At 67.1% G+C, this 12,830-nt stretch carries 10 protein-coding genes; 6 read left to right on the forward strand and 4 right to left on the reverse strand.

What is annotated here, in order from left to right:
• Positions 1-659: 659 nt before the first annotated feature.
• The 3 genes from dnaE (at position 660) to AC6CHL_RS18640 (ending at position 6,243) form a co-directional block, all read left to right on the forward strand.
• Entirely contained in the window at positions 660-4,241 is a 3,582-nt protein-coding gene (gene dnaE, locus AC6CHL_RS18630) for a DNA polymerase III subunit alpha (protein ID WP_498295733.1), read from the forward strand.
• A gap of 56 nt (positions 4,242-4,297) precedes the next feature.
• Positions 4,298-5,170 (forward strand): hypothetical protein, encoded by an 873-nt coding sequence (locus tag AC6CHL_RS18635; protein ID WP_498295735.1) that lies wholly within the window; start codon positions 4,298-4,300, stop codon positions 5,168-5,170.
• 113 nt (positions 5,171-5,283) lie between these two features.
• On the forward strand, positions 5,284-6,243 hold the full coding sequence (locus tag AC6CHL_RS18640; protein WP_448133299.1) for an acetyl-CoA carboxylase carboxyltransferase subunit alpha: 960 nt from the start codon (positions 5,284-5,286) through the stop codon (positions 6,241-6,243).
• A gap of 244 nt (positions 6,244-6,487) precedes the next feature.
• On the opposite strand, the gene AC6CHL_RS18645 is transcribed toward AC6CHL_RS18640, so the two are convergent.
• Positions 6,488-6,943 carry a CopD family protein gene (locus AC6CHL_RS18645; RefSeq protein ID WP_038689489.1) on the reverse strand — a complete coding sequence of 152 codons (456 nt, stop codon included), beginning with the start codon at positions 6,941-6,943 and terminating at the stop codon, positions 6,488-6,490.
• A gap of 162 nt (positions 6,944-7,105) precedes the next feature.
• Between AC6CHL_RS18645 and AC6CHL_RS18650 the strand changes: the two genes are divergently transcribed.
• On the forward strand, positions 7,106-7,702 hold the full coding sequence (locus tag AC6CHL_RS18650) for a class I SAM-dependent DNA methyltransferase (RefSeq protein WP_498295816.1): 597 nt from the start codon (positions 7,106-7,108) through the stop codon (positions 7,700-7,702).
• 97 nt (positions 7,703-7,799) lie between these two features.
• Complete coding sequence (locus AC6CHL_RS18655) at positions 7,800-9,116, forward strand: polyhydroxyalkanoate depolymerase (RefSeq protein ID WP_038689490.1); 1,317 nt, start codon at positions 7,800-7,802, stop codon at positions 9,114-9,116.
• Between the two features lie 189 nt (positions 9,117-9,305).
• On the opposite strand, the gene AC6CHL_RS18660 is transcribed toward AC6CHL_RS18655, so the two are convergent.
• Complete coding sequence (locus AC6CHL_RS18660) at positions 9,306-10,307, reverse strand: sensor domain-containing protein (RefSeq protein ID WP_498295737.1); 1,002 nt, start codon at positions 10,305-10,307, stop codon at positions 9,306-9,308.
• Positions 10,304-10,669 carry a PadR family transcriptional regulator gene (locus AC6CHL_RS18665; protein ID WP_038689494.1) on the reverse strand — a complete coding sequence of 122 codons (366 nt, stop codon included), beginning with the start codon at positions 10,667-10,669 and terminating at the stop codon, positions 10,304-10,306. The genes AC6CHL_RS18660 and AC6CHL_RS18665 overlap by 4 nt, the downstream gene beginning before the upstream one ends.
• A gap of 154 nt (positions 10,670-10,823) precedes the next feature.
• On the opposite strand from AC6CHL_RS18665, the gene AC6CHL_RS18670 reads away from it, so the two are divergent.
• Complete coding sequence (locus tag AC6CHL_RS18670; RefSeq protein WP_498295739.1) at positions 10,824-11,723, forward strand: peptidylprolyl isomerase; 900 nt, start codon at positions 10,824-10,826, stop codon at positions 11,721-11,723.
• A 142-nt stretch (positions 11,724-11,865) separates the two neighbouring features.
• Here the strand turns inward: AC6CHL_RS18670 and AC6CHL_RS18675 are convergent, their stop codons facing one another.
• Positions 11,866-12,747 carry a DMT family transporter gene (locus AC6CHL_RS18675; protein ID WP_498295741.1) on the reverse strand — a complete coding sequence of 294 codons (882 nt, stop codon included), beginning with the start codon at positions 12,745-12,747 and terminating at the stop codon, positions 11,866-11,868.
• Between the last annotated feature and the right edge of the window lie 83 nt (positions 12,748-12,830).

A 12,830-nucleotide genomic window follows, 5' to 3' on the forward strand; every position in this document is an offset into this window, starting at 1 on the left:
TCGCGCCATCCATGGCGCTCTACGGTCCCGCCAACCCAACCGTACCGCCCCTCGACAGACCACCCGTAGCCGTGAGTGACAGCGGCCTTTTGGTTTCGGGGACGTTCTCTGTGAATCCACGCACTGGGGCTTCGGCGTCGGATTCGTAGATTGGGTAATTCGGTAATTCGGTAATTCGGTAATTGGGGATTGTGGGTATTGGGGTTTGTTCGTAGGTGCCGAGCGTTGCTCGGCACTGCCCTCCCCCCAATCGACCACCCAACCGCCCTGGCTCTGGCTCTGGCTCTGGCTCTGGCTCTGGCCTCGGCCTCGGCTCCTGCTCCGCTCCTGCTCCCCCATGAGCAAAGCCGCACTATCGGGGGGTGGGGGAGGCAGGGTTGCGGGACCGTAGAGCGCCATGGATGGCGCGAACGAGCCTACAAGGACGTACTTGCGGCGTGTCCCGCGACCCTGCCTCCCCCGCCCCAGCCCTTCGGCACCCGCACCCCGGGCTTGTAGCCGTTGCCGTTGCCGTTGCCGTTGAACTTGACCTCAGCTTCGAAAAAAAACAAAAACTAACCTGAACCCCGCAACCCACCCCGCCCCCTGTAACACCCCTGTCAAGCCTTGTTCGCTCAGGCGCGCGCCGCTACCCTGACCGGGCATTACATTGGCCCGGCATGTCCACTTCCCGTTTCGTACATCTCCACGTCCACACCGAGTTTTCGCTGGCGGATTCGACCATCCGTGTCCCGGCGAAGCCGGATCAGGCTGACCCGAAGAAAGCCAAGCAGGCCAACCTGCTCAGCCGCGCGGTGGAACTCAAGCTGCCTGCCCTGGCAGTGACCGACCTGAACAACCTGTTCGCCCTGGTCAAGTTCTACAAGGCCGCCGAAACCGTGGGCATCAAGCCCATCGCCGGCGCCGACATCATGATCGCCGAAGAGGGCATGACCCCCTGGCGCATGACCCTGCTGTGCCGCGACCGTGACGGCTACCTCAGCCTCTCGCGCCTGCTCACCCGCGCCTGGATGGAAGGCCACCGCCCCGAAGGCGGCGTGGCCGTGCATCCGGACTGGCTCAAGGCCGGCTGCCACAACCTGTTTGCCCTGGCCGGCCGCGACAGCCTGGCCGGCCGCCTCGCCGGCGAAGGCCGCCACGACCTGGCCGAGCAGCAGCTCGCCGACTGGCAGCGCGTGTTCGGCGATGGCCTGCACCTGGAGCTCACCCGCACCGGGCGCGAGGGCGAAGAAGCCTTCAACCAGTTTGCCCTGCTCGCCGCAGGCCAGCGCGGCCTGCCCGTGGTGGCCAGCAACGACGTGCGCTTCCTGCAGCCGGAGGATTTCGCCGCCCACGAAGCGCGCGTGTGCATCTCCTCCGGGCGCGTGCTCGACGATCCCAAGCGTCCCCGCGATTACAGCGACCAGCAGTACCTCAAGTCGGCCGACGACATGTGCGCGCTGTTCGCCGATATCCCCGACGCGATCGACAACACCCTCGCGCTGGCCGAACGCTGCAACATCGAAATGCGCCTGGGCACCTACTTCCTGCCCAACTACCCGGTGCCCGAAGACGAAACGCTCGACAGCTGGATCTGCAGCGAATCGCGCAAGGGCCTGGAAGCGCGCCTGGAAAAGAACCCGCTGGCCGAAGGCAAGACCCGCGCCGACTACTTCGAGCGCCTGGAATTCGAGCTGGCCACCATCATCAAGATGGGCTTCCCCGGCTACTTCCTGATCGTGGCCGACTTCATCCAGTGGGGAAAGAACCAGGGCATCCCGATCGGCCCCGGCCGTGGTTCCGGTGCCGGCTCGCTGGTCGCCTGGGCGCTGCAGATCACCGATCTGGACCCGATCCCGTACAACCTGCTGTTCGAGCGGTTCCTCAACCCCGAACGCGTGTCGATGCCCGACTTCGACATCGACTTCTGCATGGACCGCCGCGACGAAGTCATCGACTACGTCGCGCGCAAGTACGGCCGCGAACGCGTCAGCCAGATCATCACCTACGGCACCATGGCCGCCAAGGCGGTGGTGCGCGACTCCGGGCGCGTGCTCGGCTTCCCGTATGGCCTGGTCGACGGCGTCTCCAAGCTGATCCCCAACATCCTGGGCATCTCGCTCAAGGACGCCATGGGCGAAGGCAAGGACTCGGAAATGGCGTCGCCGGAGCTGATCCAGCGCTACCAGAACGAAGACGACGTCCGCGACCTGATCGACCTGGCCCGCCAGCTCGAAGACCTCACCCGCAACGCCGGCAAGCACGCCGGTGGCGTGGTGATCGCGCCCGAGCCGCTGGCCGAGTTCTGCCCGCTGTTCGCCGAACACGACGAAGGCGGCCGCGGCCGTAACCCGGTTACCCAGTTCGACAAGAACGACGTCGAAGAAATCGGCCTGGTGAAGTTCGACTTCCTCGGCCTGCGCACGCTGACGATCATCGACTGGGCGGTCAAGGCGATCAACAAGCGCCACGAACGCGCGGGCATTCCGCCGGTGGACATCACCGCGCTGCCGCTGGACGACGTGGCCACCTACAAGGACATCTTCGCCAACGGCAACACCGGCGCGGTGTTCCAGTTCGAATCCTCGGGCATGCGCCGCCTGCTCAAGGACGCACGCCCCGACCGCTTCGAAGACCTCATCGCACTGGTGTCGCTGTACCGCCCCGGCCCGATGGACCTGATTCCCTCCTTCAACGCGCGTAAGCACGGGCAGGAAGAAATCATCTACCCCGATCCGCGCACCGAAGCGATCCTGAAAGACACCTACGGCATCATGGTGTACCAGGAGCAGGTGATGCAGATGGCGCAGATCGTGGGCGGTTACTCGCTCGGCGGCGCCGACCTGCTGCGCCGCGCGATGGGCAAGAAGGTGCCGGCCGAAATGGCCAAACACCGCGAGATCTTCCGCGAGGGCGCGGCCAAGGACGGGGTGAGCGAGGCCAAGGCCGACGCCATCTTCGACCTGATGGAAAAGTTCGCCGGCTACGGCTTCAACAAGTCGCACGCCGCCGCCTACGCGCTGGTCAGCTACCAGACCGCCTGGCTCAAGCGCCATTACCCGGCCGAGTTCATGGCGGCCACGCTGTCCTCGGACATGGACAACACCGACAAGGTGGTGGGCTTCCTGGCCGAAGTGCGCAACCTCGGCCTGACCGTGCTGCCGCCGCGCGTGAACGAATCGGCCTACATGTTCGAAGCCTCCAGTGCCGACACCATCGTGTACGGCCTGGGCGCGATCAAGGGCGTGGGCCAGGGCGCATGCGAAGCGGTGGTGGAGGAACGCGCGCGTGGCGGCCGTTACGAATCGCTGCTGGATTTCTGCATGCGCGCCGAGTCGGGCAAGCTCAACCGGCGCACCCTGGAAGCCATGATCAACTGCGGCGCGATGGACGGCCTGGGCAAGAACCGCGCCTCGTTGATGCTGCAGCTGCCCGAAGTGCTCAAGGCCACCGACCAGATCACCCGCGAGAAGGCGTCGGGGCAGAACTCGCTGTTCGGTGCCCCCAGCCCGCAGGCCACCGCGCAGCAGCTGGACCTGCCCGAAGCCAAGGAATGGGCGCTGAACCAGCTGCTCGACGGCGAGCGCGACACGCTCGGCTTCTACCTGAGCGGACATCCGTTCGATCCGTACGCCGACGACGTCAAGGAACTGGTCGGCACCGACCTGGGCATGCTCGAACGCCTGATTCCCCCCCCCCGTCCCAGCAAGGACGGCGAGAAGCGGGCATGGCGCCAGGAAACCCCGGTGATCCTGGCCGGCCAGGTGGTGGGCGTGCGGCGCAAGGGCGAAAGCCAGGTGTTCATGCAGCTGGAAGACAGCAAGGGCCGCGTGGAGTGCAGTGCCTTCACCGACGGCCTGGCCGAGTTCGGCCACTTGATGACCAAGGACCGCATCCTGATCGTCAAGGGCGGCCTGCGCGAGGATGAATTCAACGGCGGCTACGCGCTGCGCATCCGCCAGTGCTGGGACTACGAAGAGGTGTGCGCCAACTACGCCACCCGCCTGTCGCTGCGCCTGGACCTGCGCCAGGACGGCCCCGTGTGGGAGCGCGTGAACGCCCTGCTCGACCGTCACCGCCCCGGCCGCACGCCGCTGCGCATGGACCTGCTGCTGGGGTCCGAGCAGGGTCCGGTGGCCGGCATGCTCGACGTCGGCGGCGACATCGCCGTGCGGGTGGACAGCCAGCTGGTGGACGCGCTGCGCGCCGACCCCGCCGTGCGCACCGTGAAGGTCCGCTACAGCCCGCCCTGGGCGAACTGATCCGCTCTACCGTTCCACGTCCCACCGTTCTTCCGCTACACAACAGGTAACCGGTTTTGATCACACGTTTTGCCGGGCTGCTGCTTGCCGCCCTTGCCCTCAGCGGCTGCTCCAGCCCGTCCCAGACCTTCGAGATCGACAACCCGGGCGACACCCCGCTGACCCTGCGCATCGACGGCAACGAACTGCCGATCGCCGCGCACGCCTCGCGGCCGGTGAAGCTCAAGCCCGGTGAGCACCACCTGCAGACCCCGGCCCTGGGCGATGTGCGGTTCATCGTCTACGCCCGCGGCAAAGGCGGCCTGATCAACCCGACGCTGGGCGAGTATGTGATTGCCAGCGAGGTCTACGTCACCGGCGAAGACAAGCTGCGCCACTTCGGCACCGTGGACAACCATATCGCGCTGGGCGGGGTCGGCTTTGATGGCCCGTACAGCACGACCCACGCGCTGTTCATCGATCACGCCTGGACCTTCGGCGTGCGCGAGCCGTTCCCCGACGAACAGACCGTGGCCCACGTGGACGAGACCGGTGGCCGGATCAACACCAAGATCTTCACCGCCGCCGATTTCATCGACTACGCCGAGGCGCGCAGCGGCCAGCCCGGCGCCTACCGGCGGCAGCAGCCGGCCGGTTACCAGGCCCCGACCTACACGCTGGAGCCGGCGCCCACCGCCCTGCCCGCGCTGGACCCGGCCTTCGAACGGCATGCCGCGCCCCTGCGCGAGCTGTATGCGCGCTACCTGAAGGCCACCACCGCCGACGCCCAGCTGCAGCTGCAGCAGGAGGCGTTCCAGGCGCAGATGGCCTTCACCGCCGCCACCGCCGCGCTCGGCTCGGGCCTGCCGGTGGAGGCCAACGAGGCCTACAACACCTTCGTGCAGACCCGCGGCAGCCTGATGGGCAGTGCCGCGCTGGTTGTGCCCTGAGCTGACTGGCGCGACCCGCCCCGCTGCGCTACCGTCGGTTTCCAGACGACGGCGTACGGGGCTTTTCGGCGCATTCGGCTACACTTTCCCTCTTTACTTCACGACGGTTTCCGATGAATCCGAACTACCTCGACTTCGAGCAACCCATCGCTGATCTGGAGGCGAAGATCCAGGACCTGCGCAGCGCCAGCGCCGGGCCTGCGGTCAATGTCGAGGCCGAGGTGAACGCCCTGCAGGACAAGCTGCGGGTGCGTACCGCGCAGATCTTCCGCAACCTGACGTCGTGGCAGGTCCTGCAGCTGGCCCGCCATCCCTCGCGCCCGTACACCGCCGACTACATCCGCATCTTCTGTGACGAGTTCCAGGAGCTGGCAGGCGATCGCGCCTTCGCCGACGACAAGGCCATCATGGGTGGCCTGGCCCGCATCGGCGGCCGCTCGGTCATGCTGATCGGCCACCAGAAAGGCCGCGACACCAAGGAAAAGATCAAACGCAACTTCGGCATGCCCAAGCCGGAGGGCTACCGCAAGGCGCTGCGCCTGATGAAGATGGCCGAACGCTTCGGCCTGCCGGTGCTGACCCTGATCGACACCGCAGGCGCCTGGCCGGGCATCGACGCCGAATCGCGCGGCCAGTCCGAGGCGATCGCCCGCAACCTGATGGAAATGGCCGAGCTGAAGGTACCGGTGATCTGCACCGTGATCGGCGAAGGCGGCTCGGGCGGCGCGCTGGCGCTGGGCGTGGGCGACCGTACCGTGATGCTGGAATACAGCGTGTACTCGACCATCACCCCGGAAGGCTGCGCCTCGATCCTGTGGAAGGACGCCGGCAAGGCCAAGGAAGCGGCCGAGCAGCTGGGCATGACCGCCCCGCGCCTGAAGAGCCTGGGCCTCATCGACAAGATGGTGCGCGAGCCCACCGGCGGCGCCCACCGCAACCCGAACCAGATGGGCAAGCGCCTGAAGGCCGTGCTGCTCAACGAACTGGACGCCCTGCAGAAGCTGTCGGTGGACGACCTGCTGGCCCGGCGCTACGAGCGCCTGCGCAGCTACGGCACCTACGAGACCATCTAAGCGGATTGTCTTCCGGGTGGAACGAAAAAAGCCGGACGCGAAAGCGCCCGGCTTTTTTCATGCCCCCCACCGGGTAGAGCCGACCGTTGGTCGGCTATCGAGGTCACAGGACACGGTCGAGAGCCGGCCAGCGGCCGGCACTACCGGTAGAGCCGACCGTTGGTCGGCTGCCGTTGCCGTTGCCCAACCGTTGCGATGACCCGATCGGGTAGAGCCGACCGTTGGTCGGCTGCGGTTGCTCCCCTCAGAACGGCTTGGCCAGCACCAACCACACCACCCCGATGAACAGCACCAGCGGCAGTTCGTTGAACCAGCGCAGCGCGCGCGAGGTCGGCAGCGGCTTGCCGCGCACGTTGCCCTTCAGCAACCGACCGGTCCAGGAGTAATACACCAGCAGCAGCACCACCAGGCCCAGCTTGGCGTGCAACCAACCGGCCGCACCCGGGGCCACCATGGTCGGGAAATCGGGGATCACCTTGTAACCCAGCCACAGCACCAGGCCCAGGATCAGCGCGAAGCCGAACATCATGTGGCCAAACTTGTACAGGCGCAGGCCCATCAGCTGCAGCCGCTCTGTCACCGGCAGCTGGCCGGCGGTCTCGCTCAGGTTCACCAGGATCCGCGGCAGGTAGAACACCGCCGCCATCCAGGCCACCACGAACAGCAGATGGAAGGTTTTGACCCAGTAATAGCTCTGCATGCGCTCGCTCCAGCGGCTGGCGTAGGTTGTCGGGCATTCTCGCATGCCCGGGTACAGCCGCCCCATGCGTGGCTGGCGCGACCAATCGCCACACCACCGCCACCCAGGCCGCCGCGCGACACCGTACGATAGGCGCCGTTTTCACGACTTCGCATGATCGCCATGGACAAGACCTACGACGCCGACTACTTCAAGCGCTGGTACCAGGCCGACCAGGCCGGTGGTGCCGCGCGCCTGGCGCGCAAGGTGGCCCTGGCCGTGGCCAGCGCCGAGTACTACCTGGAACGCCCGATCCGCAGCGTGCTCGACATCGGCTGCGGCGAAGGCGCCTGGCGCGCACCGCTGCTCAAGCTGCGCCCGCGCGTGCAGTACCTGGGCTTCGACAACAGCGCGTACGCCATCCAGCGCTATGGCCGCAGCCGCAACCTGCACATGGCCAAGGTCGGCGACTTCGCCTGGTTGCGCCCGTGTGCGCCGGTCGACCTGCTGGTCTGTTCTGACGTGATGCATTACGTGCCCAGCCGCGAGCTGCGCCCGGCGCTGGACGGTTTTGCCGAACTCACGGGCGGCGTGGCGTTCCTGGAGGCGTTCAGCGCCGAGGACGAATTCGACGGCGACCATGAGGGCTTCCAGGCGCGTCCGGCGCGCTGGTACCGCAGCGGCCTGAAGAACGCCGGCTTCACCGCGCTGGGCTCGCACTGCTGGCTGTCTCCGGCCTTGGCCGGGCATGCCGCCGCGCTGGAACGTGCCGACCGCTGAATCTCGATAACAACTGAGACAGACCCCGTATTAACGCGCCGATCCCGCCGGTAGGCTATGCTGCGCGGCAACATAAGACCATACATATTCGGACGCCATGCTCTATCAACTGCATGAGTTGACCCGCAACATGCTCGCCCCGTGGGTTCACCAGGCCCAGGCCAACGCCAAGTTCTTCGCCAACCAGGGTCACTGGTGGTCGCAGATGCCCGGTGCCGATCGCCTGTCGGCGGTCAACGAGCTGTTCCATCGCATCGGCAAGGATTACGAGAAGCCCGAGTGGGGCATCAACGAAATCGAGGTCGATGGCGAGCGCGTGCCGATCGTGGTGCACGAGGAAGTCAGCAAGCCGTTCTGCAAGCTGCTGCGCTTCAAGCGCCACAGCAACGAAGCCGACCAGCTGCACACCATGCTCAACCAGCCGTTCGTGCTGGTGGTGGCGCCGCTGTCGGGCCACCACGCCACGCTGCTGCGCGACACCGTGCGCACGCTGCTGCGCGACCACCGCGTGTATGTCACCGACTGGGTGGACGCGCGCATGGTGCCGGGCAGCGAAGGCGAGTTCGGCCTGGACGATTACATCGCCTACGTGCAGGAATTCATCCGCCACCTGGGCGCGGACAAGCTGCACGTGGTGAGTGTGTGCCAGCCGACCGTGCCGGTGCTGGCGGCGGTATCGCTGATGGCCAGCCGTGGCGAACCGACGCCGCGCACGCTGGTGATGATGGGGGGCCCGATCGATGCCCGCTGCAGCCCCACCGCGGTGAACAACCTGGCCACGCAGAACCCGTTGTCGTGGTTCGAGAACAACGTCATCCATACCGTCCCGGGCACCTACCCCGGCGCCGGTCGCCGCGTGTACCCGGGCTTCCTGCAGCATGCCGGGTTCCTGTCGATGAACCCGAGCCGGCACTTCAGTTCGCACTGGGATTTCTACGCCGACCTGGTCAAGGGCGACATGGAAGACGCCGACGCGCACCGTCGTTTCTACGACGAGTACAACGCGGTGCTGGACATGCCGGCCAAGTACTACCTGGACACCATCGAGGTGGTGTTCCAGCAGTTCCTGCTGCCGCGTGGCGAGTGGTACGTCAACGGCGAGCACGTGAACCCGGCGGCGATCACCGGGACGGCCCTGCTGAGCATCGAGGGCGAGCTGGACGATATCGCCGGGCTGGGCCAGACCGAAGCGGCGCAGGCGCTGTGCAGCGGCATTCCGGCCGAGCATCGTGAGCATTTCATCGTGGAAGGCGCCGGCCATTACGGCATCTTCAGCGGCCGCCGCTGGCGCGAAACGGTGTACCCGAAGGTGCGTGATTTCTTCGCGGCCCATGCGCAGACGGCCGCGACCAAGCCGAAGAAGGCCGCCAAGATCACCAGCAACGTCACCCCGTTGCGGCGCAAGGCGGGCTAAGACCGCCTTGCCATGCGTGCGGCGCAGCCGCATCGCATCCGGTAGTGCCGGCCGCTGGCCGGCTCCTTGTACATCCTGCGTTGCCTGGAGCCGGCCAGCGGCCGGCACTACCTGGTTTCGTTCTGCATTGCCTGGAGCCGGCCAGCGGCCGGCACTACCGGGTTTCGTTCACCGGGCAACCGTCGGGATCTACAGCCGCACCAGCAGGTGCTTGGCCATCATCCCGTGCAGGCGGCCGATGCCGCGTGCCAGGTGCAGGGTGACGAACAGCAGCAGCACCCCGGCCACCGCCAGCAGCGGCGTGGCCCACATCGACAGCATCTGCTCGCCTTCGATGTAGATGCCCGGTATCTCACCGGTGAACAAGGCTGCGACCGGCGCCCAGATGAAGCTCAGCGAGATCGACAGCAAGGTCACCGCGATGGTGAAGTACACGATGCCCAGCGGCAGCATCAGCACGAAGTACAGCAGCGTCAGCCAGGTGCGGCCATCGGTGAACATGTCGCCCACCCGCTGCAGCCAGCTGCGGCTGCGGTCGGAATAGGTCGGCCGGCGCGGCATGCGCTCGCCCAGCAGTGCTTCCACCAGCCGCCCTTCCAGCAGTGACAGGCCGCGGACCGATCCGAAGAACAGCACGGTGATCGGAATGCCGATGATCAGCACCATCAACCCCAGCGACAGCGACAACCCGGTTACCACCCAGGTGAAGAAGAACGTGCCGGTAGCCAGCGACAGCAGCATGTAGAACAGCGCCCCATAAGTGCGTGCTTCCAGCGCTACGCCGAAGAACCGGGCCAGCGCCGAACGCGGCTTGGGCGTGGCAGCCGGCGGCGTGCCGATGCTTGCCGCGGCCGCCGCCCCACCGACAGTGCCAGTGGCCACCACGGCCCGGCGCAGCGGCGCGGCACCCGCGCTGGGCGTCCGCAGCGCGCGGTTCACGGTGATTTCGGTTTCGCGGTAGATATCGGCCACTTCTTCCGGCGCTCCATAGCTGCTGGCGACGTCGGCGATCACCTCGGCCTCGCTGCGGCCGGGCTGGGCCGCCAGCTCGGAGCGCAGGTACTCTTCGGCGTCGTACAACGCGTCCTGCACCATCGCCGGGTCGGCGTCATGCAGGGCGGCGCGCAGCTGCGCCAGGTACTCGGGAATGGTGGTCGGCAAGGCCCGACCGGCCACGGACGCGATGTTCATTCAATTACCCCTTCCAGGACGGAATCGACGGAATCACGGGTAGCGCGCCACGCGGCGGTCCATTGCCGGAGCACCTCACGGCCCGTGTCATTGATGCGGTAGTAGCGTCGCGGCGGACCGGCCATCGACGGTTCAACATGGCTTTCCAGCAACCCGGCCCCTTCCAGGTTGCGCAGCACCGGGTACAGCGCGCTCTGCTTGCCGCTCAGCACGCCTTCGCCGACCCGCTCCAGCTCCTTGGCGATCAGGTAGCCGTACAGCGGCTCGCCGGCCTTGGCCAGCACCGCCAGCAAGGCCAGCGAGACCGTGCCGGAGCTGAGCTCCTTCTGGAACTTCTTCAGGTAGGCATCGTGGTCGCTCATCGCGTTCTCCAACTAGCGTGGAGTCAACACTAGTGTGAAGTCCGGTATAGCGAATGTGCCCTTAGTCACCGTGCCGGTTGGACACCACGCCTCCGCTGGTCGCAGCGACCGCGCTTCGCGCACAATCGGCAGACACTTCCTGAACGGGTTCGCCATGTCGCCTTGCCGCACTGCCCTGCTTGCCCTCGCCCTTGCCTGCGCGCTGCCCGCCACCGCTGGCGCGGCTACACCCTACCGCAGCCCGCAGCAGATTCTGGATGCCTCCCCGGCCAGCGATTGGCGCACGCCGGACCCGGCCAACGTGCTGTACATGACCCTGCCGGCCGGGCGGGTGACGATCGAGCTGGCCCCGGCGTTCGCGCCCAAGCACGTGGCCAACATCCAGACGCTGGCGCACGAACATTTCTGGGATGGCGAGAGCATCTACCGGGCCCAGGACAACTTCGTGGTGCAGTTCGGCGACGCCGATGCCGACGATGCGGCCAAGGCCAAGCCCCTGGGCAGTGCCAAGCGCAAGCTCCCGGCCGAGTTCCAGCGCGACAGCAAGGGGTTGAAGGTGAGCGTGCTGCCCGACCGTGACGGCTGGGCCGACCAGACCGGCTTCGTCGATGGTTTCCCGGTGGGCCAGGACCGGCAGGACGGGAAGACGTGGCTTGCGCATTGCTACGGCGCGCTGGGTGCCGGGCGCAGCAACGAGGAAGACAGCAGCATCGGGGCGGAGCTGTACGTGGTAACCGGGCAGTCGCCACGCCAGCTGGACCGCAACATCACGGTGGTGGGGCGGGTGCTGCAGGGCATGGAGCTGCTGAGTGCGCTGCCGCGTGGGCCGGCGCCGATGGGCTTCTATGCCGACGCCGCGCAGCGCACGGCGATCCAGTCGATCCAGCGCGCCAGCGATGTGCCGGCGGCGCAACGGCCGAAGCTGGAGGTGCTGCGCACCGAGTCGAAGACGTTCGCCGATGTGGTGGAGGCACGCCGCAACCGGGTGGATGATTTCTACAAGCGCCCGGCGGGGCACATCGACCTGTGCAATATCGCGGTGCCGGTGCGGTAACGGCACACGCGTTGGCGTTTTGATTGTCTGCGCGCGCGGCCGGCGGGTCGCCCTGCCTCTGGACAGATTGCGCGTGCGGTTGGGTAAGAGGCGTTGGTAGAGCCGACCGTTGGTCGGCTGCCCCTGCCCGCGACCGCACGACCTACCGCTTCTGCGACGCGGCCACGCTACCCAGGATCAACGCACCGGCGACCACCATCGCCCCGGTCACCGCTTCGCCCAGGAACAACCACGCAAACAGCGCGCCGAAGATCGGGACCAGGTAGGTGACGGTCGAGGCGCGGGCCGGGCCGATGCGGGCGATGAGGCGGTAGAACATCAGGAACGCCAGACCGGTGCACACCACGCCCAAGGCGATGGCGCAAACCCAGGACACCGTCGGGATCGGGCCGGTGGGCCAGTGGGTAAGCGCCATCGGCAGCAGCGCGATGGCGGCGCAGCCGAGGGTGGCCCCCGCGGATGCGGCCGGCGGCAAGCCGGTCATGTGCCGCTTCACCAGGTTCACCCCCAGGCCGTACAGCAGCGCGGCCAAAGCGCCGGCGATGACCGCCGCGCCGATGCTCAGCCCCGACACCTTGGCGGTGGCCAGCACCACCACGCCAGCGAAGCCGACCAGCAGCGCGATGGCGCGGCGCATGCCGATCTTTTCGCCGAAGAACAGGAAGGCAATCAGCGCGGCGAACAGCACGGTCATGGCATTGCAGATCGCCCCGATCGCAGCCGGGGCGTGTTGCGCGGCCCAGGCGAACAGCACGAACGGGATCGCGGAGTTGATCACGCCGATGGGCGCCAACCACAGCCAGCGCCGTGCCGGGAACTGCGCGCGGGCTTGCCACAGGAACGGCAGCAGCACGAGCGCGCCCAGCAGCAGCCGCACTTCCACCAGCGCATAGGGGCCGAAGCTGGGCACCGCCACGCGCATGAACAGGAACGAGCAGCCCCAGATCGCGCCCAACACGGTCAGTTCCAGCGGGGTGCGCCAGTCGCGTTCGACCACGGCGCTGGCCAGCGGTGCGCCGCTCATGGACGCACCCCGGACAACAGGCAGATGCGTGGCTGAATGGCGGTCGCGGACGGCAACATGGGGGCGGCTCCAGGGGACAGGGG

The organism is Stenotrophomonas sp. GQ19, from assembly GCF_059758695.1.

Bases quoted from the DNA above. Each gene is read 5' to 3' on its own strand.
- dnaE (WP_498295733.1), top strand. From the start codon at position 660: ATGTCCACTTCCCGTTTCGTACATCTCCACGTCCACACCGAGTTTTCG.
- AC6CHL_RS18640 (WP_448133299.1), top strand. From the start codon at position 5,284: ATGAATCCGAACTACCTCGACTTCGAGCAACCCATCGCTGATCTGGAG.
- AC6CHL_RS18645 (WP_038689489.1), bottom strand. From the start codon at position 6,943: ATGCAGAGCTATTACTGGGTCAAAACCTTCCATCTGCTGTTCGTGGTG.
- AC6CHL_RS18650 (WP_498295816.1), top strand. From the start codon at position 7,106: ATGGACAAGACCTACGACGCCGACTACTTCAAGCGCTGGTACCAGGCC.
- AC6CHL_RS18655 (WP_038689490.1), top strand. From the start codon at position 7,800: ATGCTCTATCAACTGCATGAGTTGACCCGCAACATGCTCGCCCCGTGG.
- AC6CHL_RS18660 (WP_498295737.1), bottom strand. From the start codon at position 10,307: ATGAACATCGCGTCCGTGGCCGGTCGGGCCTTGCCGACCACCATTCCC.
- AC6CHL_RS18665 (WP_038689494.1), bottom strand. From the start codon at position 10,669: ATGAGCGACCACGATGCCTACCTGAAGAAGTTCCAGAAGGAGCTCAGC.
- AC6CHL_RS18670 (WP_498295739.1), top strand. From the start codon at position 10,824: ATGTCGCCTTGCCGCACTGCCCTGCTTGCCCTCGCCCTTGCCTGCGCG.
- AC6CHL_RS18675 (WP_498295741.1), bottom strand. From the start codon at position 12,747: ATGAGCGGCGCACCGCTGGCCAGCGCCGTGGTCGAACGCGACTGGCGC.